22 protein-coding genes and 2 pseudogenes are annotated in these 26,190 nt (G+C 62.3%); 12 read left to right on the forward strand and 12 right to left on the reverse strand.

The window, feature by feature from the left end:
* Positions 1-97: 97 nt before the first annotated feature.
* Complete coding sequence (locus JHD64_RS05660; RefSeq protein WP_059287363.1) at positions 98-568, reverse strand: Lrp/AsnC family transcriptional regulator; 471 nt, start codon at positions 566-568, stop codon at positions 98-100.
* Positions 569-700: 132 nt separating this feature from the next.
* On the opposite strand from JHD64_RS05660, the gene kynB reads away from it, so the two are divergent.
* From kynB to JHD64_RS05675, 3 genes are all read left to right on the forward strand, one after another.
* The gene (kynB, locus tag JHD64_RS05665) at positions 701-1,369 is read left to right on the forward strand and encodes an arylformamidase (protein ID WP_304506282.1); all 669 of its coding nucleotides are present in this window, start codon (positions 701-703) and stop codon (positions 1,367-1,369) included.
* A complete protein-coding gene (kynU, locus tag JHD64_RS05670; RefSeq protein ID WP_103525036.1) occupies positions 1,369-2,619 on the forward strand; it encodes a kynureninase in 1,251 nt (416 codons plus the stop codon). The genes kynB and kynU overlap by 1 nt, the downstream gene beginning before the upstream one ends.
* Positions 2,620-2,749: 130 nt before the next feature.
* On the forward strand, positions 2,750-4,126 hold the full coding sequence (locus JHD64_RS05675) for an amino acid permease (protein ID WP_059287532.1): 1,377 nt from the start codon (positions 2,750-2,752) through the stop codon (positions 4,124-4,126).
* A gap of 66 nt (positions 4,127-4,192) precedes the next feature.
* Here the strand turns inward: JHD64_RS05675 and JHD64_RS22195 are convergent.
* A pseudogene (locus tag JHD64_RS22195) lies at positions 4,193-4,279 on the reverse strand (hypothetical protein); the annotation flags it as partial.
* A gap of 467 nt (positions 4,280-4,746) precedes the next feature.
* On the opposite strand from JHD64_RS22195, the gene JHD64_RS05680 reads away from it, so the two are divergent.
* Entirely contained in the window at positions 4,747-5,373 is a 627-nt protein-coding gene (locus JHD64_RS05680) for a hypothetical protein (protein ID WP_199052554.1), read from the forward strand.
* A gap of 101 nt (positions 5,374-5,474) precedes the next feature.
* On the opposite strand, the gene gltX is transcribed toward JHD64_RS05680, so the two are convergent.
* On the reverse strand, positions 5,475-6,863 hold the full coding sequence (gene gltX, locus JHD64_RS05685) for a glutamate--tRNA ligase (protein WP_370540936.1): 1,389 nt from the start codon (positions 6,861-6,863) through the stop codon (positions 5,475-5,477).
* Positions 6,864-6,970: 107 nt separating this feature from the next.
* Positions 6,971-7,603 (reverse strand): LysE family translocator, encoded by a 633-nt coding sequence (locus JHD64_RS05690; protein ID WP_199052556.1) that lies wholly within the window; start codon positions 7,601-7,603, stop codon positions 6,971-6,973.
* A gap of 255 nt (positions 7,604-7,858) precedes the next feature.
* Between JHD64_RS05690 and JHD64_RS05695 the strand changes: the two genes are divergently transcribed.
* The gene (locus JHD64_RS05695; RefSeq protein WP_110313783.1) at positions 7,859-9,304 is read left to right on the forward strand and encodes a PLP-dependent aminotransferase family protein; all 1,446 of its coding nucleotides are present in this window, start codon (positions 7,859-7,861) and stop codon (positions 9,302-9,304) included.
* On the opposite strand, the gene pgaD is transcribed toward JHD64_RS05695, so the two are convergent.
* The 4 genes from pgaD to pgaA all read right to left on the reverse strand — a co-directional run bounded on the left by pgaD (position 9,278) and on the right by pgaA (position 15,521).
* The gene (gene pgaD / locus JHD64_RS05700) at positions 9,278-9,823 is read right to left on the reverse strand and encodes a poly-beta-1,6-N-acetyl-D-glucosamine biosynthesis protein PgaD (RefSeq protein WP_199052557.1); all 546 of its coding nucleotides are present in this window, start codon (positions 9,821-9,823) and stop codon (positions 9,278-9,280) included. The genes JHD64_RS05695 and pgaD overlap by 27 nt on opposite strands.
* A complete protein-coding gene (gene pgaC, locus JHD64_RS05705) occupies positions 9,820-11,067 on the reverse strand; it encodes a poly-beta-1,6-N-acetyl-D-glucosamine synthase (protein ID WP_059286416.1) in 1,248 nt (415 codons plus the stop codon). Before pgaC ends, pgaD begins: the two co-directional genes overlap by 4 nt.
* 75 nt (positions 11,068-11,142) lie before the next feature.
* A complete protein-coding gene (pgaB, locus tag JHD64_RS05710) occupies positions 11,143-13,107 on the reverse strand; it encodes a poly-beta-1,6-N-acetyl-D-glucosamine N-deacetylase PgaB (protein WP_199052558.1) in 1,965 nt (654 codons plus the stop codon).
* Positions 13,107-15,521, reverse strand: a complete 2,415-nt coding sequence (gene pgaA, locus JHD64_RS05715) for a poly-beta-1,6 N-acetyl-D-glucosamine export porin PgaA (RefSeq protein WP_199052559.1) — start codon at positions 15,519-15,521, stop codon at positions 13,107-13,109. Before pgaA ends, pgaB begins: the two co-directional genes overlap by 1 nt.
* Positions 15,522-15,775: 254 nt before the next feature.
* Here pgaA and JHD64_RS05720 point away from each other — a divergent pair.
* The 3 genes and pseudogenes from JHD64_RS05720 to JHD64_RS05730 all read left to right on the forward strand — a co-directional run.
* Positions 15,776-16,528: pseudogene (locus JHD64_RS05720) on the forward strand (class II glutamine amidotransferase); the annotation flags it as partial.
* 172 nt (positions 16,529-16,700) lie between these two features.
* On the forward strand, positions 16,701-18,506 hold the full coding sequence (locus JHD64_RS05725) for a putative nucleotidyltransferase substrate binding domain-containing protein (RefSeq protein WP_199052560.1): 1,806 nt from the start codon (positions 16,701-16,703) through the stop codon (positions 18,504-18,506).
* Positions 18,506-19,114, forward strand: a complete 609-nt coding sequence (locus JHD64_RS05730; protein ID WP_199052561.1) for a 3'-5' exonuclease — start codon at positions 18,506-18,508, stop codon at positions 19,112-19,114. Before JHD64_RS05725 ends, JHD64_RS05730 begins: the two co-directional genes overlap by 1 nt.
* A 143-nt stretch (positions 19,115-19,257) precedes the next feature.
* Here JHD64_RS05730 and JHD64_RS05735 read toward each other — a convergent pair whose 3' ends face one another.
* The 3 genes from JHD64_RS05735 to radC form a co-directional block, all read right to left on the reverse strand.
* Positions 19,258-19,632 (reverse strand): hypothetical protein, encoded by a 375-nt coding sequence (locus JHD64_RS05735; RefSeq protein ID WP_059286423.1) that lies wholly within the window; start codon positions 19,630-19,632, stop codon positions 19,258-19,260.
* A 173-nt stretch (positions 19,633-19,805) separates the two neighbouring features.
* Complete coding sequence (locus JHD64_RS05740) at positions 19,806-20,057, reverse strand: hypothetical protein (RefSeq protein WP_059286424.1); 252 nt, start codon at positions 20,055-20,057, stop codon at positions 19,806-19,808.
* A gap of 116 nt (positions 20,058-20,173) precedes the next feature.
* Positions 20,174-20,848, reverse strand: a complete 675-nt coding sequence (radC, locus tag JHD64_RS05745) for a DNA repair protein RadC (RefSeq protein ID WP_059286427.1) — start codon at positions 20,846-20,848, stop codon at positions 20,174-20,176.
* Positions 20,849-21,020: 172 nt separating this feature from the next.
* Here radC and coaBC point away from each other — a divergent pair, with 172 nt between their 5' ends.
* The 3 genes from coaBC to JHD64_RS05760 all read left to right on the forward strand — a co-directional run bounded on the left by coaBC (position 21,021) and on the right by JHD64_RS05760 (position 23,866).
* A complete protein-coding gene (coaBC, locus tag JHD64_RS05750) occupies positions 21,021-22,199 on the forward strand; it encodes a bifunctional phosphopantothenoylcysteine decarboxylase/phosphopantothenate--cysteine ligase CoaBC (protein WP_199052562.1) in 1,179 nt (392 codons plus the stop codon).
* An 80-nt stretch (positions 22,200-22,279) separates the two neighbouring features.
* Complete coding sequence (gene dut / locus JHD64_RS05755) at positions 22,280-22,732, forward strand: dUTP diphosphatase (RefSeq protein WP_059286425.1); 453 nt, start codon at positions 22,280-22,282, stop codon at positions 22,730-22,732.
* Positions 22,733-22,858: 126 nt separating this feature from the next.
* Positions 22,859-23,866: a GGDEF domain-containing protein gene (locus JHD64_RS05760; RefSeq protein ID WP_158527771.1), complete on the forward strand. Its 1,008-nt coding sequence runs from the start codon at positions 22,859-22,861 to the stop codon at positions 23,864-23,866.
* A 15-nt stretch (positions 23,867-23,881) separates the two neighbouring features.
* Here the strand turns inward: JHD64_RS05760 and JHD64_RS05765 are convergent, their stop codons facing one another.
* Positions 23,882-25,186, reverse strand: a complete 1,305-nt coding sequence (locus JHD64_RS05765) for a ferric reductase-like transmembrane domain-containing protein (protein ID WP_199052563.1) — start codon at positions 25,184-25,186, stop codon at positions 23,882-23,884.
* Positions 25,187-25,439: 253 nt separating this feature from the next.
* Between JHD64_RS05765 and JHD64_RS05770 the strand changes: the two genes are divergently transcribed.
* Positions 25,440-26,174, forward strand: a complete 735-nt coding sequence (locus JHD64_RS05770) for a peptidylprolyl isomerase (RefSeq protein WP_059287246.1) — start codon at positions 25,440-25,442, stop codon at positions 26,172-26,174.
* The last annotated feature ends 16 nt before the right edge of the window (positions 26,175-26,190 follow it).

The following is a 26,190-nucleotide window of genomic DNA, read 5'->3' on the forward strand; positions in this document are numbered from 1 at the left end:
AGTTTTTGCTCGCAGCCAAGGTAAGTCGGGCGGACCAGCGGGCCGTAGTGGCCTCCACTCAAGCATACAAGGCTTTTGTTACCGTGACGCTCCCGCCTCAGCCCCCGGCCAGCGGCAGACGGTCACGGGTGTCCTTCACGGTTTTCAGCACGATGAAGGAACAGATATCGCGCATGCCAGGCACCTTGTTCAGCTTGTCGACGATGAAATCGGAAAACGCCGGCAGGCTGCGACAGCGCACATGCAGGATGTAATTGCAGGGCCCGGCCACCACATGGGCCGCGGTCACCTCCTCGAAGGCCTGCATCTGCAGCAAGAACTCGCCATGCCAGTCATCGCGGCTGCGATCCAGCGACACCTGCACGATGGCCTCCAGCTCGAAGCCCAGCGCCACCGCATCCAGTTCGGCGTGGTAGCCACGAATCAGCCCTCCCTCCTCCAGCGTGCGTACCCGGCGCAGACAAGCCGAGGGTGACAGCGCCACCTGGTCGGCCAGGTCCTGATTGCTGAGCCGGCCGTTGTGCTGCAGCGCGGAAAGAATCCGCATATCAATGGCATCCAGCTGCATTTGCAACTTCCTTTCTTACTCAATCATTCCTGTCGAATATTCTGCGAAATATTACCAATTCACAAGTTGAACTTGCAATTTTTCAAAACAATCACGGTGCTAACATGAATTGCCCAATCCATGGAGAGCAGCATGCTGTATGACATCAGCCCGCCATTGCATGCCGGCATGCCGGTGTGGCCGGGAGATACCGCGCTACAGGAAAGCCCGGCCTGGCAGCTGGATGCACACTGCCCGGTCAATGTGGCCCGGCTGACCCTGTCCCCCCACAGCGGCGCCCATGCCGATGCCCCGCTGCATTATCAGGCGGACGGCCTAGCCATCGGCCTGGTCGGGCTGGATGCCTATCTTGGCCCCTGCCGCGTGGTGCACTGCCTGGATGCAGCGCCACTACTGAGCCTGGCCAGACTGCAGCAGGCGCTGGCAGACCAGCCGGCCCCGCTGCCACCACGGCTGCTGATCCGCAGTTACCGGCAGTTTCCCCAACAATGGGACCCGGCATTCTGCGCGCTGGACCCGGCACTGATTGACTGGCTGGGCCAGCAGGGTGTGCGGCTGATCGGGGTGGACAGCGCCTCGCTGGATGCGGCAGACAGCAAGACGCTGGCCGCCCATCACGCAGTCGCCCGCCACGGCATGGCCATTCTGGAAAACCTCTACCTGGACGAGATAGCAGCAGGCGACTACGAGCTGATTGCCCTGCCACTGAAACTGATCAATCTGGATGCCAGCCCGGTACGCGCCGTGCTGCGCACCATCCCTTCCCCGACAACCAGCACCACCACCGCAAGGAGAGACTGATGCTCACCCGTGAAGACTGCCTGGCCGCCGACCGCCAGGATCAACTGGCCGCCCTGCGCCAGCAATTTGCCCTGCCGGAAAACGTGATCTATCTGGATGGCAATTCACTGGGCGTACTGCCCACCAGCGCCGAGGCGCGCAGCCTGCAGGTATTGCGCCAGGAATGGGGCGAGGGCCTGATCCGCAGCTGGAACACTGCCGGCTGGTTCGAGCTGCCGCGCCGGCTGGGCAACAAGCTGGCCGGATTGATCGGAGCCGGCAGCGACGAAGTGGTGATCACCGATACCACTTCACTGAACATTTTCAAGGCGCTGGCGGCCGCCATCCGCATCCAGCAAGCCAGTGCACCGCAGCGCAAGGTGATTGTCTCTGAGCGCGACAACTTCCCCACCGACCTGTACATGATCCAGGGCATGATGGACCTGCTGCAGCAGGGCTATGAAATGCGGCTGATCGACGACACGCTGTCGCTGCAACAGGCACTGGGTGACGATGTGGCGGTGCTGCTGCTGTCGCACGTCAATTACCGCACCGGTGCCATGCATGACATGGCCGCCGTCACCGCCCTGGCGCATCAGCATGGTGCACTCACCATCTGGGACCTGGCCCACGCCGCCGGTGCCGTGCCAGTGGACCTGAATGGCAGTGCCGCCGACTTTGCCGTGGGTTGCACCTACAAATACCTCAATGGCGGCCCCGGCTCACCGGCCTTCATCTGGGTGGCCCCGCGCCATCAGGATGCCTTCTGGCAGCCCCTGTCCGGCTGGTGGGGCCACTCGCGCCCGTTTGACATGGCGGTGGATTACCAGCCGGCCCAGGGCATCCGCCGTTTTCTGTGCGGCACCCAGCCCATCCTGTCGATGTCGCTGGTGGAGTGCGGACTGGACGCCACCCTGCAAACCAGCATGGCGGCACTGCGGCAAAAGTCGCTGGCGCTGACCGACCTGTTCATCCAGCTGGTGGAACAGCGCTGCAGCCAGCATCCGCTGACGCTGATCACCCCGCGCGCGCATGCACAGCGCGGCAGTCATGTCAGCTACCGCCACCCCGAGGGCTATGCGGTGATGCAGGCGCTGATCGACCGCGGCGTGATCGGTGACTACCGCGAGCCAGAGGTGCTGCGCTTTGGCATCACCCCGCTCTATCTGAGCCATGCCGATATCTGGGATGCCGTGGACATCCTGCGCGACATCCTGGACAGCGCCAGCTGGGACCAGCCGCGCTTCAAGCAGCGTCACGCGGTGACCTGAGCCCATTCCCGCCCGCCGCCCGGTGGGCGGCCTTCACCCAGCCACACACCATCACGGGAGCCGAGCGCGTCCAGGACGCCCCACGTCCAAGAGAAATGCGCCGTCCCACCAAGGAAGATAAGGAGAAGACATGAGCTTCAAACAGATCCAGCAACGCGAAAGCGGCCTGCAACGCCGGCTGAGCGGCCGGCAGATGAGCATGATCGCCATCGGCGGTGCCATTGGCACCGGCCTGTTCCTCGGCAGCAAGTTTGCCATCGGCTTTGCCGGCCCCAGTGTCTTGCTCAGCTACGCCATCGGCGGGCTGATCACCCTGCTGCTGATGGGCTGCCTGGCAGAGATGACCATCGCCCATGCCACATCCGGCTCGTTTGGCGCTTTTGCCGAACATTACATCAGCCCGCTGGCCGGCTTTCTGGTGCGCTACAGCTACTGGACCTGCATCGTCATGGCAGTGGGCACCGAAGTCACGGCAGTGGCCGAATACATGCAGTACTGGTTTCCCGACACGCCGTCGTGGATCTGGATCCTGCTGTTTTCCGGCGTGCTGATCGGCGTCAATGCCATGAGCGTCAAAGCCTTTGGCACCGTGGAATACTGGTTTTCCGCCATCAAGATCTTTGCCATCGTCGGCTTCATCCTGCTGGGGAGTTATATGGTGTGGGGCAGCGGTAATCCGGCTTATGGCACCCGGCACTTCACCGGCCATGGCGGCTTTTTCCCGCACGGCTGGTGGGGCATGTGGGTGGCGGTGGTGATTTCCATCTTCAGCTATCTGAGCGTGGAAATGATTGCCGTGGCCGCCGGTGAGGCGGAACACCCGGAGCAGGCGGTGCGCCACGCCTTTCGCGCCACCATTGTGCGCCTGCTGGTGTTTTATCTCTTGTCGCTGACCCTGATCCTGACCATCGTCCCCTGGGACGGACTGGACAAGGGCAGCAGCCCCTTTGTCACCGTGATGCAGGTGCTGGGCATTCCCTACGCCGCGGGCATTCTCAACTTTGTCGTCATCATCGCCGCGCTGTCCGCCATGAACAGCCAGCTCTACATCACCACCCGCATGATGTTCAGCCTGTCGCGCGCCGGTGATGCCCCGGCCAGCCTGGGCAAGCTGAACCCCCACGGCATTCCGCTCAACGCGCTGCTGCTGTCCACCAGCGGTATTGCGCTGGCCACCCTGCTGTTTGTGCTGTTTCCCGAGCAGGCCTTCACGCTGATGATGTCGCTGTCGATGTTTGGCGCGCTGTTTACCTGGATGATGATCTTCCTCACCCACTGGCATTTCCGCCGCCATCACCAGCGCCATGGCAGCCAGCCGCTGGCTTTCCGCCTGCCCGGCTTTCCGGTTTCCACCCTGATGGGACTGGGGCTGATGCTGGCCATCCTGCTCACCACCGCCTTCACCGATGTCTTCCGCCTGACGCTGGCCTTCGGCCTGCCCTTCCTGTTGCTGCTGGTGCTGCTATACCGCTTTGTGCGCCAGCCACGCCTGGTCAGCCAGAACTAGGCCGACGCCAGCATGCAAAAAGCCACCCCGCAGGGTGGCTTTTTGACTTGCACAGCCGAAAACCGCTCAGGCGCGCAGGCGGCGCAGCACTTCTTCCTTGCCGATCAGCGCCAGCACGGCATCCACCGACGGGGTCTGGGTGGTGCCGCACACAGGCCGTATGCATATATGTTTGCTTGCTAGTACCAATTACCAGCAGCACCGTTACATGTTTATTGGGAGTATCACCAGACGCAATTTAAGAAAACACCTCGCAATTAATAAATCCTTTAAATATTCATGACCCCAATTAGAAATAAGCCACCACCAAACACGCTAAAAAACGATACAACGCAATGTATTATCTTAAAACGCAATCAAACCACACAAGACACTCAACATTAAATAACCACCCAAATTACGCACCAACAATAATCTCATTGCTATAATACAAAATAATTGATATTTTAAAATAATCGCATAGCAATTTAATTGATAGCTCCGGCAGGCATTATCGACTCAGACAGGCAGCACAACTCAACAGCAAGCTGCCTTACTTTAAATAAAAGGTTTTATGCATGACAGGATTTACGCTCGAAAAAATCGTGCCTTGGGGTCGATCTTACCAAGAGTACGTCGACATGTTCAATCTTTCCGATGATGATCTGCAGCTACGTATTTTAGGCTGCGGCGATGGCCCTGCTGAATTCAATGCAAAGCTAACTGCGAACAACGGAAATGTTGTTTCTTTGGATCCCATATATGAATTTAATACGGAGCAGATCAGAGAAAGAATAACAAAAACCTATCATATAGTAATGAATCAGATGAACAATAACCAGTCTGACTATGTATGGAATGCAATATCATCCATTGAAAATCTTGGGCATACCCGCATGTCTGCGATGAATAATTTCTTGAACGACTTTGAACATGGGAAGCACCAAGGCAGATACGTTTCAGGGGCACTACCAGCTCTCCCCTTTACCAAAGCACAGTTTGACCTTGCCTTATCATCTCATTTTCTCTTTTTATATAGTCAGCAATTGTCAGCGGTATTTCATTTTCAAGCACTGGAAGAGGTGCTGCGAGTGGCGCGTGAGGTACGTGTATTTCCTTTACTTACCCTTGATGGCAAGCCTTCCCCACATCTTGATTATGTGACTGAACAATTTAGCGCACGCGGTTTCTGCGTCACCATAAAACGCGTATCGTATGAATTCCAGCGAGGGGGTAATGAAATGCTACAAATCGAGCCTCGTCATTAGAGACAAGCAGCAGCGGTTGCGACCGCCCAAACCCTGGTCCGCGTCAGCATGCAAAAAGCCATCCCTTGGGATGGCTTTTTGACTTACACGGCCAAGACCGCTCAGGTGCGCAGACGGCGCAGCACTTCTTCCTTGCCGATCAGCGCCAGCACCGCATCTACCGACGGGGTCTGGGTGGTGCCACATACCAGCACGCGCAGCGGCATGCCTAGCTGGCCCATCTTGATGCCTTCTTCAGCGCAGAACGGCTTGAACAGTTCGTGAATGCTTTCTGCCGTCCAGCTGTCCAGCGCTGCCAGCTTGTCGGCAAAGCGGCCCATGCGAGCCACGGCGTCGCCAGCCAGGTGCTTTTCCACATCGGCAGCAGCGGCTTCACGCTTCTTGTAGAAGTAATCCACTTCCACAGCCAGCGCGTTCAGGTCCTGGATGCGCTCTTTCACCAGCGCAATCACCTCCTCGATGGCCGGGCCGGTGCTGGTATCCACACCGGCGGCAGCCAGACGCGGGGCAATCAGCGCTGCCAGGCGGCTGTTATCGGCCGCCTTGATGTGCTGGGCATTCAGCCACAGGAATTTTTCCTGATTGAAACGGCTGGCCGAGGCGCTGACCGCTTCCAGGCTGAACCATTCGACAAACTGCTTCATGTCGAAGAATTCATCATCGCCATGGCCCCAGCCCAGACGGGCCAGGTAGTTGAGCAGCGCTTCGGGCAGGATGCCCTTGTCGGCGTAGTCCACCACGCTGACGGCGTCGCGACGCTTGGACATCTTCTGGCCGTCCTCATTCAGGATCATCGGCAGATGGCCATACACCGGCAGCGGCGCGTTCAGCGCCTTGAGGATGTTGATCTGGCGCGGGGTGTTGTTGACGTGGTCGTCACCGCGGATCACATGGGTGATCTGCATGTCCCAGTCGTCCACCACCACGCAGAAGTTATAGGTCGGACTGCCATCCGGGCGGGCGATGATCAGGTCGTCCAGCTCGGTATTGGAGAATTCGATACGGCCCTTGACCGCGTCGTCCCAAGCCACAGTGCCATCCAGCGGGGTGCGGAAGCGGATTACCGGCTCCACATCAGCCGGAATGGCCGGCAGGGTCTTGCCCTCTTCCGGACGCCAGCGGCGGTCGTAACGCGGCTTTTCACCCTTGGCTTCCTGCTCGGCGCGCATGGCTTCCAGCTCTTCCTTGCTGCAGTAGCAGCGATAGGCATGGCCGGACTCCAGCAGCTGCTGGATCACTTCCTTGTAGCGGTCGAAACGCTGGGTCTGGTAGAAGGGGCCTTCGTCATAATCCAGGCCAACCCAGTGCATGCCGTCCATGATGGCCTTGACCGACTCCGGCGTGGAGCGTTCAAGGTCGGTGTCCTCGATGCGCAGCACGAAAACGCCGTTGTTCTTGCGGGCATAAGCCCAGGAAAAGAGTGCGGTACGCACGCCACCAATATGCAGATAGCCGGTGGGGCTGGGGGCAAAGCGGGTACGGATCATGATGGAATGAGGTCCAGCCGGATGAAGAAAGGCGCTATTGTACGCCGCCAACAAAACAGCCCGCAAATGCGGGCCGGGCAAGCCTCATCCTCCAGCAGGATTCTGCTGGCTCAAATCAGCCCGCCCACGGCTGGCAGCACATCGGCCGGCAGCATCTGCGCCAGCAGCCAGAAGGCCGTGCCGGCCAGCATGGCGGCCATGCCGCAATTGAAGGCACGCAGCCGGCGCGGCGAAGCCAGCCAGCGGCGGATGGCCACGCCACTGCCCGCCCACAGCGCAATGCAGGGCAGGCCGACCACCAGGGTAATGGCAGCAAACAGCAGGCTGGCAGTCAGCGGCGGCATGTGCTGCGGCAGGAACACCACGGCAATATTGAAGCCCATCAGCCACACCTTGGGGTTAAGCCAGTTAAACAACAGGCCACCGGCAAAACCCATGGGCTGGCCGGCATCGGCCTGCTCGCCCGCCGCGCCGGCGCGGGCCATGCCCCAGGACAGCCACAGCAGATAGCTGCAACCGGCCAGCGCCAGATACAGCTGCACGCTGCTGATCAGCGCCACCAGATTACCCAGGAAGACCGTCAACACCCCCACCTGCAGCGCCAGCCCCAGCGCCATGCCCAGCATGGCCGGCAGGGTGCGGCCAAAGCCGTAATTGACGCCGGACGAGGCCAGCACCAGATTGTTTGGGCCGGGGGTGATGGACATCACCAGCAGATAAGTAACCAGGGCAACAAGATTCATGACCACTCCAGGGCAGGGCTGGCGGTGCGCAGGGCTGCCGTATTCCGGCTTGTGGCCCGACAGGCAAACCCTGTCACCGCTCCATGTTTTTGATGCTGTCATGCTACGTAAAGTCACTGGACAATAACAGATTCAGAAAAATACAATTGAGACCGTAACAGTTCGCAGCATCTAAAACTGTTATGGTCTGTTCCGGGCAGAATTGTGCCGGGCGGGCCGTCTGACAGCCATTCATCTGCCTAGCGGAGACCGACCATGAGCCAGGAGCCGCTGTATCAACAGCTGGTCAACGAGTGGATCACCCTGATCCAGAACGGTGTGGTGCGCGCCGGCGAGCGCCTGCCCTCGGTGCGCAAGGCCTGCGCCATGCACAAGGTCAGCCCCTCCACCATCCTGCTGACTTACCGCACGCTGGAAGACCGTGGTTTTATCGAAGCCAGGCCGCAATCCGGCTTCTATGTGAAGGCTGCCGCCAGCCTGCCGCTGCCACGCATGCGCCGCCAGAGCGAAGCCGCGCCTACCGGCGAAGTGGTGGACCATATCGAAACGGTGATGCGGGTGCAGACTGCGGCCGACTTCATCGACCTGTCGCTGGCCAGCCCACGCGGCAGCGACTTCTACCCCACCACCCGCTTCAAGCACATCATGGGGCGGCTATTGCGCCAGCAGCCGGAGCTGACCACCGACTACCCCTTCCCGCCCGGCTCCGAACGCCTGCGGCGGCAGATTGCCCAGCGTGCGGTCAGCTGGGGCTGTGTGCTGGCCATGGACGACATCGTCATCACCAATGGCTGCTCCGAAGCGCTGCAACTGGCCTTGCGCGCGGTGTGCAAGCCGGGTGACACGGTGGGGCTGGAATCGCCCACTTATTTTTATTTGCTGCCGCTGCTGAAAAGCCTGGGCCTGTCGGTGATCGAAATCCCCACCCACCCCAATAGCGGCCTGTCGCTGGATGCACTGGAACTGCTGTTGTCGGAAAAACGGCTGCAAGCCATTGTGGCCATGCCCACCGTGCACAATCCGCTGGGCAGCACCATGCCGCCGGAAGCCAAGCGCCGGCTGGCGCAGCTGGTCAACGACTACCGCGTGCCCTTGATCGAGGACGCGCCGCATGCCGACCTGCACTATGGCGTGCAGACGCCGGACGCGGTAAAAGCCTTCGACCGCGATGGCTGGGTGCTGTTGTGCTCCAGCTATAGCAAGACGCTGGCGCCGGGCTTTCGCATTGGCTGGATTGCCGCCGGCCGCTTTGCCCGCGAGGTATTGCAGCTGAAGTGCGCCAGCTCGCTGGGCCAGCCACGGCTGCTGGAAGAAACTCTGGCCGAGTATCTGGAAAGCGGTGGCTACGACCACCACCTGCGGCTGATCCGCCGCCATTTCATGAGCCAGATGGAGCGACTGCGCGGCACGGTGGCCAGCCGTTTTCCACAGGGCACCCGCGCCACCCTGCCCTCTGGCGGCTGCCTGCTGTGGGTGGAGCTACCCGCCGGCGTGGACACGCTGGAGCTGTTTCATGCGGCCTTGGCCGAACGCATTACCGTGGTACCGGGGGTGATGTATTCGGCACGCGGCCGTTATCGCAATTGCCTGCGCCTGTCCTGCTGCTACCCGTGGAACGAAGCCTACGAGCGGGCGCTGGTGCGGGTGGGCGAGCTGGCCTCGGGCATGGGCGACTCAGCGCTTGCCGGGCTGGGCGACTGACAAGGGCAGGCTCGCCGACATGGTCAGGACAGGTTCTGGCGGTGTCGCCGTGCCGGCCGGCAAGGGCTGCAGGATGTCCAGGTGGTGAATCCCGCCTTCCGGATTGTGATGCACCACCACCACCTTGCCGGCCTGGCCGGCCTGCAGCAGCGCGGGTTCCAGCCCCAGGTCAGCCGCCATATCCAGTAGCGTGACATTGGCGATGGCGCCGCGCTGCTCCTCGCCGGAAAAGCGCCAGTAGTTGATGCGCGACCACAGCACCAGCCCGCCACCAAACAGGCAGACCAGCAAGGCATAGCGCCCCAGCGCTAGCAGATGGCCGGGCAGCTGGTCGATGCGCACCGTCACCGGCAACAGCTGCTCGCCCCAGATCAGCAGGCAAAAAAAGGCCAGGGCCGGCAGCCACAGATACACCCACAACAGCCACCACAACACGGTGAGCAGTCGCGACAGCAGCCGCTGCAGCCAGCTCATATTGTGCGCGGCGCGAATGATCAGCACATCGGCCAGCTTTTTCATGCGCGCACACCCCGGTCCGGGCTGACCCAGCGCGCACGCTTGCCCTTACGCCGCAGTACGCCTTGCGGAAAGGCCACCACGGTGGTGCCGATATTCAGCAGCCAGTAGGCCAGCGGATACCAGATCATCCAGAAATAGTTCTTGCCCAGATCGACGTCATACTGGCTGTCCATCAGCTTGCTGGTGGCAAACTGCAGCATGCAGGTCACCCCCAGCACCACACCATGCCAGCCCGGCACAAATGGCGATTCCATCGCCGGCAGCAGGCCGGGCAACAACAGGCTGAGCAGCCAGCTGCCGATGATGAAGGCCATCACGTACGACCACACCACGCTGAGGAAATACTCGGCATACACCGGCCACATGCGGCGGTGCTTCCAGTGGCCGACAATCCAGGCATTGCGCATCAGCGCCTGGGTACCGCCCTTGGCCCAGCGCAGGCGCTGCTTCCACAGCCCGCGCAGGGTTTCCGGCATCAGGATCCACACCAGCGCACGCGGCTCGAAGCGTACATCCCAGTGCTGCAGCTGGATTTTCCAGCTGATGTCGATGTCCTCGGTCAGCATGTCGTCGCTCCAGTAGCCGGCCTGCACCACCGCCGTCTTGCGAAAGGCGGTAATCACCCCGGACACGGTAAACAGCCGGCCATAAGTGCGCTGGGCGCGCTTGATCAGCCCGATGATGGCGGTGAACTCGCCCACCTGCAGCCGGCCCAGCAAGGTGGTGCGGTTGCGGATGCGCGGATTACCGGTCACCGCCCCCACCCGGGGCGAACCCTGAAAGTGACGCATCAGCCATTTGGCCGAATAGGGATCGAGCAGCGCATCGCCATCGATGCACAGCAGGTATTCGTGACGCGCCATGGTCAGCGCCGTGTTCAGCCCCACCGCCTTGCCCTGGTTGCTGGCCTGGTGCAGCACACGCAGCCGCGGCTGCACGGCGGCCAGCTCATTCAGGATGGCGGCGGTGGCGTCCTTGCTGCCATCGTTGACGGCAATCACCTCGTAATCCGGATAGTCCAACGACAGCGCGTAGTGCAGGGTTTCGCGCACATTGTCTTCTTCGTTGTAACAGGGCACCACCACGCTGATGGGCGGATAATCCAGCGCTGGCGGCTGATCCAGCGGCGGGTCTTTGCGTTCGTAATGAAAGTAGTAATGCACTGCGCCCACCATCCACAAATAGGCCATGAACAGCGGGTAGAAAAAAGCATAGCCCAATAGCAGTGCCAGAGCGGTGGTCATGATCTGACTCCTTGCATGTGTGCAGCGACAGCGGCACAAGCAGCCGCCGCGCTGGGGACAGGTGGCCGGCGGGCCTTATTGTTCGGGGTGGCTGCGCATGGAAAAGGCCGCCTTGAAATCGGCCAGGCGTGGCTGGTCCTGGAACAGGTCGTCCGGGTAATAGGCAATGTGGCGTGCGCCAAGGGTATGCAGCTCCTCCACCACCTCGGCCATTTCCCGGGTGGGAATCGGCTGGCCGCTACGCCAGTCGCGTGCCTGCAATTCGAACACCGTGCGATCCAGCGCGCCGGGCACCGCCTTTACCTTGTCAAACAGCTGGCGCAGCCATTGCCGCGGCTGCGCGGCCTTCTCCATATAGGGCATGGCCATGATGGCCACCCGGTCGTAGTGCTGCAGCGCCGTGGCATAAGACTGGGCAAACCAGCTTTCCGTGGCCGGGTTCATCACCACCCCGGCGTAGAGATTGCGGGCGGTTTTCAGCGTGGGTTGCCAGGTGCCTACCACTTGCGCCAGCTCCAGCGTGAAATCGTCCAGCAGCTTGATCTTGCTGTCGTTCCAGCGCTGCAGGGCCGCTTCGTCCTGGCGCAGGGCCGGTAAGGAATCCGGCAGGCCCAGGGCGCGGTTGGCCGCCATGGCGGGGCCGCTGACATCTTCCACGTCGGACAGGGTGGCGTCGTCATGGAACAGCAGGCCGTCGAACTGCACCGAACGCGCCAGGTCCTGGTAAATCTCGCGGATGGTCTGGCGAGCCTCGGCCGAATACGGTGTCAGCCGGATATAGCCTTGCTGCTCCGGCAGCCCTTGCCGCCCCAGTGCCAGCACTCTTTGCTGGCGCAGCGGGTTGTCACGCGGCAGGTCGAAAGCCAGCAGTGGCATCCAGGCGTAGACACGCACGCCGACACGGGTACGCAATTGCCAGGCCGCGCGGTTGAACAGGTCGGCCCGCATCGGCAGGTGGCGATTGGGAAAGTACAGCGCCCGTGCCACGCCATCGCCTTCCGGGTTGGCAAAGGCCTGCAGATAGACCGTGCTGGCGCCCATGGCCTTGACCCGCTCCAGCAGCCGGCCCAGGTTTGCCTCCTGCCGCGCCGGATCGGGGTCGTAGATATAGTCGAGATCGACATGCATGATGCGGCTGGGCTCGGGGCGTATGCCGTCCGGCCAGGTTTCCAGCTGCTGGAACTGCCAGGCCAGGTCGGCCAGGCTCATATTGGCGTCCAGTAACAGCCGGCGCAGCCCCGCCAGCGGGGTCTGGCGGGTGTTGATGCCCTCGTCCAGGCTCATGGTCAGCGGCATGCCCAGCTCGCCGGCAATGGCCGCCGTTTCGCGGGTATAGCTGCCATAGGGCCAGACCATCACCCGCGGTGCCTGGCCCAGCCTGGCCTTGAGCAGTGTGCTGTTGCGCAGCAGATCGGCACGGATGCGCGCCCGGTAGGCTTCCGGGGTTTCATAGCTGCCCGCCAGCCAGGCCAGCGAGGTGAGGGCCGGCTCGCTATTGCCCTGCGGATTGGCCCGTTGGCCAAAATGCTCGGCATAGCTGTGGCTGGCCACCTCCACCAGGCCGCTGGCCTGCATTTCGCGGATCTGCGCCCAGCTCAGAAAGGTGCTGCGCGGCACCAGGCCATCGCCATAACGCACTTGCTCGCCATCCGCAGCCTCCAGCCAGCTTCCCACCAGCGCAATCAGCGCCGGCGCATGAAAGCTGCGCAATACCGGATAAACCTGGGTGTAGACGCTGCGGTAGCCATCATCGAAGGTCAGCAATACCGCCTTGTCCGGCAGCGGCTTCTTGCCGGCACGGTCGGCCAGCACATCCTCCACGCTGACAAACTGATAACCCTGCCCGCGCATCCATGCCATCTGCCGCACCAGGCTGCGTGCATCCACGGCGAAGGGGTCGTCACTGCGCGCATCCGGCTGCCCTACTTCGTGGTAACAGAGAATGATCAAGCGGGAGGAGTCAGCCCGCACCGGTGCAGCCAGCGCCAACAGTGCGCACAGGGCCAAGCACATCAGCAAAAACCATTGTTTCGTTTTCATCAGAACCGCCAATCGATATTCAGATAGACCTTGCTGCCAAAATCAGCCTGGCCGTCGTAGGGGTGACGTACCCGGGTGTAGCCATAGCGCAGGCTGGCCCGCTCGCCCCAGCGCCATTCCTGCTCCAGCAGCAGCCCCCATACGCCGCCACGGCCATAGCCTTGTTGCTGGTATGTGCCAAGCGTCAGCCCCAGCCGCTGATGCAGGCTGTTGTCGCAATGGCCCCACAAGCGCCAGTCCTGGGTAATGGTGAGGTCGGCTTCGCTGTCGCTGAGCGGATTGAAATACAGGACGGAAGGCGTGTCGCGATTGTGGCTGGCGGCCAGCCACAAGGTGCTGTCCAGCTTGTAGAGCGGGCCACCATACCAGCGCTCGGTCCAGCCACCACCCAGTGACTGGCGCAGATTGCCGTCGGATAGCGACAGCTGGCTCAGTTGCAGGGAAAACTGGCGGTAGTCATCCACCCGGTAACCCGCCTGCAGCTCGGCCTTGTTGCCACGGGTCTGGCTCAACCGTGCCTTGAGCGGGGTGTCGGCACTGTTCTGCTCGTAGCGGGCACCCAGAGTCCACTGGTCATCCGGCGTCCAGCTGTAGCCGGCAAAGGCGCCAGCCTGCTGCTGGCCATCCAGCCCGGCCAGCACGCCAAACTCGCCGCTGCCCTGCAGGCTACGGTATTGCAGCCCCAGCCCACCGGCTTCATAGCGGGCCGGCTCCGGCTGATCGACATAGCTGGCCCGCTGCAGCTGATGCTGGGCAAACAGCCGCCAGTGGCCAAAGGGGGAGGCATACAGCCGTGACAGGGTATCCCAGGCATTCTGCTCGCTACTGCCCTGGCCGCCAGACAGGTCGCGCCCCGCCTCCACCGTCAGCTGTGGCCGTTGCGACCAGTCGTAGCTGCGCTGCAGCTTGTCCAGCTCGGTCCAGTCCGGCCGCTGTTGCCGCAGTTCGCCCAGCAGGCTGGCCGCCTGCGGATATTCCCAGCTATCCAGCGCCACGCTGGCCAGCCCGGCACGGGCCTCGAGCGAGGCCGGATCATCCACCTGCAAGCGACGGTAAATGTCACCGGCACGGCGCGGCCAGCCGCGCTGCAAGGCCAGCGCTGCCTGGTTCTGGCGCAGTTCGGTATTGAAGGGGGCATCGCGCAGCAGCCCTGCCACTTGCTGCCAGGCGGCGCGGGTCTGGTCCTGATAGGCGGCCAGCATGGCGTCCAGCAGCATGACCCGCTGGTAATCCGGATTGAAGCTGCGCTGGCCGGCGGCATTGCTGCGCACACGCGGCGTGGCCGCACGCATGGCGGCCAGCTCGCTGCGGACGCCGGCAAAGTCATTGCTCTCCAGCAAGGCGTACACCAGCCCGCTGCGCCAGTCCAGCGCCTCGTCCGCACCGGGATTGCTACGGATGGCCGCGCGGTACAAGGGCACGGCGGCTTGCGGCTGGCGCTGTGCCAGATAGGCATCCGCCACCGCAGCAAGACCATAGGCAGACCAGGACAGACCGGGATGCGCCTGGTAGAGCTGAATCGTCTCGGCAAAGCGGCCACGCTGGGTCAGCATCTGCAAGCGGTCGTCCAGCACGTGCTGGCGCATGACGCTGTCGCCAGCGGGCAGTGCATCCATTAGCTGCTGGTTCAGCGCCAGTGCGGCATCGGTCTGGCCATGCCGCGCCATGCCGTTTTGCAGGCTTTCCTGCATGTGGCCCCAGCGGCTTAGCGTGGCGGCCTGATCCAGCTCGGCCTGGCGTAGCAGCACAGCATCGGGCTGCGCTTGCTGGCGCAGTGTAGCCATGGCTTGCACCGGCATCCCCAGCCGCAGCTGCACCTCGACCAGCAGGTTTTGCAGCGGCACATCGTCCGGATACTGGGTTTGCATGCGCTGCAGATAGGCCAGCGCCGCAGTCAGCTGCCCGGCCTGGATCAGCACATAGGCGCGCGCGCGCAGCAGCTCGCGCCCATCGCCGGCCGGCACGCTGCTCTCTGCCTGATCCAGCGTGCGACTGGCAGCCACCATCTGTCCGGCCTCGGCCTGGGCCATGGCCAGGCCGGCCGTCCAGTCGGCACGGCTCTCACGCTGCAACAGGGCCTGGTAAAGCGCTACCGCCAGCGGATAGTGCCGGGTGTCACGGGCAGCGCGGGCCAGCACGGCCAGGGTGTCGCTGCGCAAGCCAGCATGCGAGGCTGGCAGGCTGGCCAGCGCATCGGCAGGCCGGCCGCTCCAGCACAACAAGGTCAGGTAATCGTCGAGCAGGCTGCCCTGCAATGGCGCAGCGGCGCGCTGTTTTTCCAGCATGGCAAGCGCCGCAGCCGGCTCACCGGCACGGGCCTTGAGAATGGCAGCCACGTAGTCGGCTTGCTGCCACAGGGGGGTTTCCGCCATCAGGCTGCTGGCCATGCACAAGCCGAGCAGCAGGCTGGACATGCGGTTTCGCTTCATTGTTGCCACGCTTGATATTAAATATTTTATTTAAATAGTATTTAGTAAAATTTTATATCGCGGCCGCGGCATGTTCAAGTTTTAATTTGTCAATTAAGCAAATGCATCAAATAAACCGCAAGGATTTCACCCTGCCAATTGTCGCTCCAGCCCGAATCGACTATGCTCGGAACAGGCCAGATGGCGCGCCCAGACTGGCTGTCACACCCGATACACCCCAATTTGCGAGCAATGACCTCATGTGCCAGCTACTAGGCATGAACTGCAATACCCCGACCGACATCCTGTTTTCCTTCGAAGGCTTTCACCGCCGCGGCGGCCTGACCGATCACCATGCCGACGGTTGGGGCATCGCCTTTTTCGAGGGCAAGGGCTGCCGCATCTTTCTGGACGACAAGCCCTCGGTGGAATCGGCGGTCGCCCATCTGGTGCGCAACTACCCGATCAAGTCGCAAAACGTCATCGCCCACATCCGCAAAGCCACCCAGGGCGAGGTCAACCTGGCCAACACCCACCCCTTCATGCGCGAGATGTGGGGCCAGTACTGGATATTTGCCCACAACGGTGACCTGAAAACCTTCCAGCCAGAAGCCGGCTGCCACTTCAATCCGGTTGGCAGCACCGATTCGGAACGCGCCTTCTGCTATCTGCTGGAACAGCTGCGCAGCAAATGGTGCAGCGCGCCGCAACTGGACGAGCTGTTTGCCGAGATCGACCGCCTGGCCGCGGAAATCCGCCAGCATGGCGTATTCAATTTCATGCTGAGCAATGGCGAAGTGCTGTTTGCCCACTGCGCCACGCATCTGCACTACATCATTCGCCAGGCACCGTTCAACAAGGCACACCTGGTGGACGACGACGTCACCGTGGATTTCTCCACCGTCACCACCCCGCACGACCGCGTGGCGGTGGTGGCCACCCAGCCGCTGACCGACAATGAAAGCTGGACCCAGCTGCAACCCGGCCAGCTGCTGCTGTTCCGCGACGGAGCGCCCTTGCTGGTCAGCTCCGGCAGCCACTGAGCCGCAGCCACACGCCACAGCACCAGCGCCGTTTCCCGACAGAAACGGCTTTTTCACATTTGCGCCTCGCCACTTCCGCGTTATGCTGCTGGCAAAGTCCCTCTCGCAGCCATGGATAACAATAGCGCCACAGGAAGAACAGATGAGCCGATTCGATTTCAGCCACCCGCCGTTCGACACCCTCAGCCCCAGCGAGCAGCAAACGCTGGAAAAAAACGCCGACATCCAGTTTTTTGCTGACGAGGAATGCCTGCTCAGTCCCAGCGAACGGGTGGAGGCGCTGTATGTGGTACTCAAGGGCAGCGTGCGGGAAATGGCCGACGACGAAGTCATCACCCTGTACCGCGAGCGCGATACCTTCGACGCCCGCGCCATGGTGGCCGGCCAGACCCCGCACCGCTTCGTGGTACATGAGGAGGCACTGGTCTATACCCTGCCGCGCGATGTGGTGCTGGCACTCACCGAGCAGAACCCGCGCTTTGGGGCGTATTTCTATGCCAGCGTGTCGGAAAAATTCGGCAGCATGGCCCAGCGTGCCGGCAACCGCGAGCTGCAAACCCTGCTCACGGCCACCGTACGCGATGTAGGCAGCCGCACCCCGGTGTTTGTCGATGGCCACACCAGCGTGCGCGAAGCGGCAGGCGTCATGAAGGAAAGAAAGGTCAAATCGGTACTGGTGCGTCACGACGGCAAGCTGGGCATTTTCACCACCACCGACTTTCGCGACATCGTGCTCAAGGAAATCCCCGGCAGCACTCCACTGGCCGAGCTGTGCCGCTTCGAACTGCTCACCGTCGATGTCGGCGACTTCCTGTTCAATGCCCTGCTGATCATGACCCGGCGCAATATCCGCCGCCTGGTGGTGACTGATAACGGCGAGGCCATCGGCATTCTGTCGCAGGTGGACATCCTGTCCTACTTCTCCAATCACTCGCACCTGATTGCCCAGCGCCTGGAACGGGCCGACACCCTGGACGAGCTGGCCGATATTGCCGGCCAGATCACCAGGCTGGTGCAGATCCTGTTCAGCCATGGCGTGAAAGCCCCGCAACTGGGGCGGCTGGTGCAGACCCTCAACGCACGGCTGTTCGCCCGCACCTGGCAATTGCTGGCCCCGCCAGCATTGCAGGAAAACAGCTGCCTGCTGGTGATGGGTTCAGAAGGCCGTGGCGAGCAGATACTGAAAACCGACCAGGACAACGCCCTCATCCTGCGCGACGGCTTCCACCACCCCGACTTGCCCGCCATCTGCGAAGCCTTTTCCGCCGCCCTGGCCCGCTTTGGCTACCCGCCCTGCCAGGGACAGATCATGGTCAACAATGCCGCCTGGCGCCTGAGCGAAAGCCAGCTGCAGCAACAGATCCACCAATGGGTGTATCAACCGGACGGCCAGGCGCTGATGAATCTGGCCATTTACGTGGATGCCGAGGCCGTGGCCGGTGATGCCAGCCTGCTCGCACGCAGCCATGACGCCCTGCTGCGCCAGCTGCGTGACGACGCCAGCTTCTTCTCGCGCTTCGCCCGTGCCATCGAACAGTTCGACACCCCGCTGGGGTTGTTTTCCCACCTGCTCACCAAGGAGCGCAACGGCAAGGCCGTGCTCGACCTGAAAAAAGGCGGCATCTTCCCGCTGGTGCATGGCGTGCGCTCACTGGCGCTGGAACACGGCCTGAGCCAGTGCAATACCTTCGACCGCCTGCACGCCCTGGCCGAAGCCGGCCATCTGGACAAGGAACTGGCCAGCGAAATTGCCGAAGCGCTGTCCTTCCTGCTCACGCTCAAGCTCAGCCAGGGCCTGCAGCAATTGTCGCTGGGCCAGCTGCCGGGCAACCAGATCGAGCCGGACCAGCTCTCCACGCTGGAACGCGACCTGCTCAAGGATGCCCTGGGGGTGGTAAAGAAATTCCGCGCCCAGCTGCGCCACCACTTCCGCCTGGGGAGCTTCTGATGCTGGCCCGGCTGAAGCGGCAATGGCAGCGCCGCCAGTTGAAAGACCCGCGCTATGCCACGCTGTTCGAGGAACTGGATGAAGAAGTGGTCAGCGTGGACTGCGAAACCACCAGCCTGAAGGTGCAGGAGGCCGAGCTGCTGTCCATCGGTGCGGTGCGGCTGCGCGGCAACCGCATCCTGTCCAGCCAGTCCTTTTATGTGCTGGTCAAACCCACGCGCAAGCTGGAAAGCCGCAATATCAGCATCCACGGCCTGCGGCCAATGGACGTGTCCGAAGGGCTGGATGCCGACACCGCCGTGCGGCAATTGCTGGACTTCATCGGCGGCCGGCCACTGGTGGGCTATTACCTGGAATACGATGTCGCAGTGCTCAACAAATACGTGCGCGTCATCACCGGCATCAGCCTGCCCAATCGCCAGATCGAAATCTCCGGTCGCTATTACGACTACAAGTTCAAGCAGAACCCCGGAGCCTACATCGACCTGCGGCTGTCCGTGCTGAACGAAGACCTGCAGATCCCCGCCCTGCCACGCCATGACGCCCTGAACGATGCCATCACCGCCGGCATGCTGTACCTGAGCCTGCAACAGCGGGGTTTCGGCTGAGGCAGTCGCCGCTCATGCCATGCAAAAACCCGGCCATGGCCGGGTTTTCAGTTTACTGCTCAGGCAGTCGCACTCGGCGCCGCTCACAACATCCCGCAGCGGAGCGGCAAGCAGCAGCCGCCGCGGGCGTGTGTTGGCGGGGCTCAGTAGCCCAATTCCTCGTGCTGGGTCTCCACCTGCTTGCCCGCGCCCAGCGACATCATCAGCAAGGCAATGCGCTCATGCACGATCACGGTGTGGCTGTTGCCGGAAAACTGCATGAAACGGCGCAAGTCCTCACGTACCTTGCGCGAGCCGGTCACGTCGATGATGATGTCGACCTGATCGCCCTGCTCGGCGATCTCGATGAAATTGCTGGTCACCGGCACACCCCGTTCACGAGCCAGTTCGATGCCGGGCAGACGCAAATCCAGATCAGCCACCCCAACCATCTCGACAAACGGGGCATCCAGCAGTTGCCGGAGCAGCGGGGCACCTGTCACACCCGCGCCTATCATGCCGATCCTGAATTTTTCCATGTCACCCTCGATGCGGCAGATTATGCCTTTAGAATAAGAGCCGACACTCTAGCAGTCCCAAGCCCGCGCGGATTTGAGACAAATCAAACTGCATGCAGCCAGCCGCCAAGCCGGCACAAAAAACCCGGAACAGTCCGGGTTTCGCAGGCAGACCAGCGGGGCCGCAGTGCACATCAGTGCAGGCTCTGCCGCGACAGGAAGCGCAGATAACCCACGCCTTCCAGCCAGAAGCCGCCATCCGCCAGCGGCGTGGCATCTTCCAGATCGCCCAGCGTCAGCACCAGGTCATGGCCATCGAGGTGCGCCTCCAGCACCACATCGTCCTCATCGGCAAACTCTTCCGAGGCTCCGTGCTGGTCCGGCTTGATAAACTGGTTGTTGACCTGAATGTAATCCGACTCATTCAGCAAGCGCAGGATGTTCATGGCAAGCTCCTTGTGATGCAGTTGAGAGAAGATCACAGCCGACAGTCATCCATCCGATGCGCCCGTCAGCTACCGCAGCACTGTCAGGCCGCCGCAACACCGGTCCGCATCCTCCTTCACAACCAGCCCAGTTCGGCAAACGACACCGCCTGGCTGCCAGTCACCACGAAATGGTCCAGCAGGCGGCAATCCACCAGCGCCAGCGTCGCCCGCAGGCTGTCGGTGAGACTGCGGTCCGCCGCCGACGGCTCTGCCACGCCCGAGGGGTGATTATGTGCCACGATCACCCCGGCGGCATTGTGCTGCAGGCAGCGCCGCGCCACTTCCCGCGGGTAGACCCTGGTTTCGGTCAGGGTGCCGCTGAATACCTCTTCCACCGTAATCACCCGGTGCTGTGCCGTCAGGAACAGCACCACAAACACCTCGACATCACGCCGCCCGATCACCCAGCGCAGATAATCCTTTACCGCGGCCGGGCTTTGCAGCGCATCACTGAGATTCATCTCCTCCGCCAGCGCACGCCGCGCCAGCTCCTTGCATGCCATCAGCTGGGCATATTTCGCCGCACCCAGCCCAGGGCAGCGCTGGAAATCAGCCAGCCGACACCCCAGCAGTGCCGCCAGTGAACCAAACTGCCCCAACAACTGCCGCGCCATGTCCACCGCCGTCATGCCGCGGATGCCGGTCCGCAGGAAAATGGCCAGCAATTCGGCATCCGACAGCGCCGCGGCACCTTGTGCCAACAGTTTTTCGCGTGGCCGCTCGGCCAGCGGCCAATCATTGATGGACATGAATGTGTCACCCTTACTCTGGCTATAGCCTGTTTGCAGGCAGTCGGCAATCATCATATCCATCCCACTGGCGGGGCCCCGCCTTGCCAAGGGCCAGTTGCAAGCCGCAGCGCGGCTCCGGACAAAATCCGGTACACTTTCGCCTTTACTGCACAGCACGTTGAGAAGCCCCATGACAGCCAGACGCATCCTGCTTGGCGTGAGCGGCGGCATTGCCGCCTACAAGGCCGCCGAACTGACCCGCCTGCTGGTCAAGGCCGGCCATCAGGTCGAGGTGGTGATGACCGAGGCAGCCACCCGTTTTGTTACCCCGCTTACCTTTCAGGCCCTGTCCGGCCATGCCGTCTACAGTGATTTGTGGGACCCGCGCCCGGACAACGCCATGGCGCACATCGAATTGTCGCGCCGCGCCGATGTGTTCCTGATTGCCCCGGCCAGCACCAATCTGCTCTACAAGCTGGCGCATGGCGTCAGCGACGACCTCATGTCCACCCTGGCGGCCGCCCGGACCTGTCCGCTGATCGTGGCACCGGCCATGAACCGCCAGATGTGGCAGAACCCGCCCACCCAGCGCAATGTCGCCCAGCTGCGCGCCGACGGCGTGGCGGTATGGGGGCCGGCCTCCGGCGAGCAGGCCTGTGGCGAAGTGGGCGAAGGCCGCATGCTGGAGCCGGAAGACCTCGCCGAAATGCTGGAAAGTTTCTTCGCGGCCAAAAGCCTGGCCGGCAAAAAGGTGGTGCTGACCGCCGGCCCCACTTATGAAGCCATCGACACCGTGCGCGGCATCACCAATATCAGCTCCGGCAAGATGGGTTATGCCCTGGCGCGCGCCTGCCGTGATGCCGGTGCCGAAGTCACGCTGATTTCCGGCCCGACCGGCATGCCGGCCCCCATCGGCATGACGCGCATCAATGTCGACAGCGCGCGCCAGATGCACGATAGCGTGATGCAGGAAGTGGGCCGGGCCGACATCTTCATCGCGGTTGCCGCCGTGGCGGACTACCGGGTGAAAAACCGCTCCGCGCACAAGATCAAGAAAGAAGCCGGCCTGCCGCAGATCGAACTGGAAGAAAACCCGGACATCCTGGCTACCGTCGCCAGCCTGCCGGCGGCACCGTTCTGTGTCGGCTTTGCCGCCGAAAGCCAGAACCTGCTGGAGTTTGCCGAGCGCAAACGCAAGAAAAAACGGCTGCCGCTGCTGGTGGCCAATCTGGCGCAACACGCCATGGGTGCGGATAGCAACCAGGTGGTGCTGCTGGATGATGCCGGTGAGCATGCGCTGCCGGACATGCCCAAGCCTGCCGTGGCCAGGGCCATCGTCGAGCATCTGGCCGCCCTGCTGAACCGCTGAGTCGCAACCTCCGGACGACATGCCTAGACAAGGCAGGCCAGCGCGCCTGCCTGCCCACTCCTTATTGCAGGAAAACCATCATGAAACCTGTTGTAGACGTCAAAGTGCTGGACCCGCGCCTGCACGACAACCTCCCCGACTACGCCACGCCCGGCTCCGCCGGCCTCGACCTGCGCGCCGCCATCGACAAGGACCTGCTGATTGCACCGGGTGAAACCCAGCTGGTGCCCACCGGCATGGCCATCCACATTGCCGATCCCAAGCTCGCCGCCATGATCCTGCCGCGCTCCGGCCTGGGTCACAAGCACGGCATCGTGCTGGGCAACCTGGTGGGACTGATCGATTCCGACTACCAGGGCCAGCTGTTCGTGTCGGTGTGGAACCGCGGCCATACCGCCTTCCGCCTGGCACCGCTGGAGCGCATCGCCCAGATGATCATCGTGCCGGTGGTACAGGTGCAGTTCAATCTGGTGGATGATTTCAGCCAGTCCGAACGCGGCGAAGGCGGTTTTGGCAGTACCGGTCGCAGCTGAAGCAAAGCGGGACGGCCAGGCTTGCAAGATGGCCGTCCCCGACATGGAAAAACCCGCCTGCCGTGCATATACTGCATTCATCTCCTTGTCATGAATGCCGCCTGCGAGCCGGCCACCACCATCAAAATGAGCAGGACCACCCCGGACACCATGCCAACAGGCTCTCCCATCCCGGAAATACTGGACAGCCTGGTCGAGCTGACGGCCCAGCGCGAACGCAAGACGCTGGAAGTCAGCCTGCTGACCACGCTGCGCGAATTGATGCCCGACTGCACCGTGGCGCTCTACAGCTGCCGCTGGATCGATGGCCATCCCTGGTGGCGCATCCAGCTGGACCAGTCCGACCAGGCCGGGCAGGCAAACCCGCCCTGGGCCTTGCCCGGCGGCAAGATACTGCGCATCCTGCTGCAGCAGGAAGAACGCCAGCCGGTTTACCAGACCGAAACCGGCCTGTGCGTGCCGCTCTACCAGGTCAACCAGGTGGTGGCGCTGCTGATGCTCACGCCCAATCACGACACGGCAGTCGACCACACCCTGCTGCTGGCACTGGCACGCATTCACGAAAACTTCCTCAACCTGCTGCACGCCTCGGACAGCGATACGCTGACCGGGCTGAACAACCGCCGCAAGTTCGATGCCCAGCTCTACACCCTGGTGGCCAGCCAGCATGCGGAATTGCCCCGGCTGCCCTTTCTCGCCCTGCTGGACATCGATCACTTCAAGCAGGTCAATGACAGCTACGGCCACATCATCGGCGACGAGGTACTGCTGATGCTGGCACAACGCATGCAGCAGTTCTTTGGCGAAGAAGACGGCCTGTACCGCTATGGCGGCGAGGAATTTGCCATCCTGTTCCGCGCGGTCAGCGCAGAAAAGGCCCAGGCCATCCTGGAAGGCTTTTGTGAGCGCATCTCCAATCAGCCCTTCCCGCAGGTGGGGCAGGTCACGGTCAGCATAGGCTTCACCCGGCTCGACCAATGTTTTGTACCTGCCCAGGTCATCGACCGCGCCGACAAGGCGCTGTACCACTCCAAAACCCATGGCCGCAACCAGGTCAACCAGTTTGAAGCCCTGCAACAGCAGGGCTTCGTCGCGCAGGCTACCGTCGCCAGCGGCGATATCGACCTGTTCTAGCCGCCTCCCCCACGCCTAGCGCAGCGAAAACGCCTCGTGGTGGAAACGCGGCGGCTGCGGGCGACTGGCCAGCTGGCGCTGCAGGCTCTGCCCCAGTCCCTCCGGCCCGCAAAACCACACATCAGCCGCCGTCGCCGGCAAGACCTGCGCAGTCAGGCGCTGGCCATGCGCGCTTTCCAGCAGATGCAGTCGTACCCCCAGCCGCGCACACGCATGGCGCAGCTCGTCCAGCCTGACGGCCTCACCGGCATGGCGCACGCAATAAAAGAAATCCACCGGCGCGGGCAGTGGCTGCCACTGCGCCTGCAACCAGGCCAGAAAGGGCGTCACCCCCACACCGCCGGCCACCCACACTTGGGCGCCTTGCGCGGCAAGTCCGTCCCGTGTCCCGGTAAAGCCACCATACGGCCCCTCCAGCACCACTTCGGCCCCCGGCTGCAGCCGGCCAGGCAAGCTGCGGGTGTAATCGCCCAAAGCCTTGATGACAAAGCGCAGCTCACCCTGCCCCTGCCAGGCAGAGGCAATGGTGAAGGGATGGGCGCCTTCCGCGGCATCCAGCTGCAGCAGGGCAAACTGACCGGCCTGGTGACCGGGCCAGCGCGGCACGGCGCAACGCAGCTCCAGCATATTGCCCGGCAAACTCTCCACCGCCGTGATGATGCCGACGTGCCGTTGCAGGCTGCCCACCTTGCGCCGCAGGGAAAGCAGCGCGGCATAGCCCCCCACCAGCAGCAGCAAGGCCAGCAGCCAGCCCAATGGCGTCCACCAGAAAGACAGCGGAATCAGGATGGCGCTATGAAAAGCCCCCATCAGGTATACCGGGGCAAACAGCTTGTGCAGCTTGCGCCAGAAGCCATACGGCACCATGCGCAGCAAGGCGATGATCACCAGGCCCAGCACCGCCCAGGCCGCCCACTCGCCCACCTGTTTGGCCAGCACCGTCCAGGAAAACAGATGTGGGCCGGCATGCCGTACCCTGGGTGCAATCAGTCCCAGCTGGATCAGCCAGCGCGGCGACAGGTCGAGCAGCCAGTGCGCCGACAGCATCAGCCCGGCGGCAATACCCAGCCGGCGATGCAAGCCGTAGAGCTTGTCCAGCCCGCCCCACAGTTTTTCCAGCCACAGCGGACGCATGCCCAAGAGCATGCCCAGCGACATCAGCATGATCAGCTCGACGCCGCTGAGCAGCATCAGCTCATGCCGCCAGGCAAAGTAATTGTCCGGCCAGGGGATAGTCAGCGCGTGACACAACAGAAAGGCCAGCGCCATCAGCAGCATGGCTGTGGCAAGAGGGTGGGTTTTCCAGCGGAATCGATACATGCCCGGCATCCTTGTACTTGCGATACCCGACATTGAAACGCCCGCGGATGAACTGCTGCTTAAGCTGGCCGCAGCAAATGTGTTTTTGTAATAAGCCGGGCGCAGCATTAACAATGATTAGCAATTTGCAGCAAACACCGCCGGAATCACTAGCCACTATTGACATCCGCCCCCGCAGCCCCATTTAATGCCCTACTTCACTACGCCGTACATTTTGCAGCGTCTCACTTACCCTCCCACACAGGAAAATCACATGGCCATTATCGTAAACGGCGTCGAAATCACCGAAGCCATGGTGCAGGCTGAACAGGAAAACCACGCAGACGCGCCCAATCCGCGCGATGCCACCGTACAAGAACTGATCCTGCGCGAACTGCTGCTGCAAAAAGCCAAGGCCGAAGGCCTGGATGCTGCCAATCCGAACGCCGCCATCGGCGCCCTGCTGGAAAAGGAAATCCAGGTAGAGCCGGTGGACGAAGCCACCTGCCGCGCCTTCTACGACGAATTCCCGGAACGCTTTGCCAGCGGCGAATCCGCCGTGGCCAGCCACATCCTGTTCCCGCTGGGTGCCGGCGACGAGCTGGGCAATATGCTGGCCAAATCCAAGGCCGAAGGCGTGCTGGCCGAAGTACAAGCCAATCCGTCCCGCTTTGCCGACCTGGCCCGTGAACACTCCACCTGCCCGTCCGGCCAGCAAGGCGGCAGCCTCGGCCAGTTTGGCCGTGGCCAGATGGTGCCGGAATTCGAACAAGCCGTATTCAGCACCGAAGCCGGCCAGATCACCCCGAACCTGGTACAGACCCAGTTCGGTTATCACATCATCCAGGTCAACGAACGCACCCAGGGCGGCCAGATCGGCTTTGACGACATCAAGGAACGCCTGCAGCAATACCTGACCCAGATGGCCGGCAACAAGGCCATGCATGAATACCTGGCTGGCCTGGTACAAGCCGCCAAGATCGAAGGCTACAGCATGCCGGCACTGTAACAGCCCATGCCCGCTG

Origin of the sequence: Aquitalea sp. ASV15 (assembly GCF_016429115.1) — a bacterium.
In the GTDB taxonomy this organism is placed as follows: Bacteria; Pseudomonadota; Gammaproteobacteria; order Burkholderiales; family Chromobacteriaceae; genus Aquitalea; species Aquitalea magnusonii.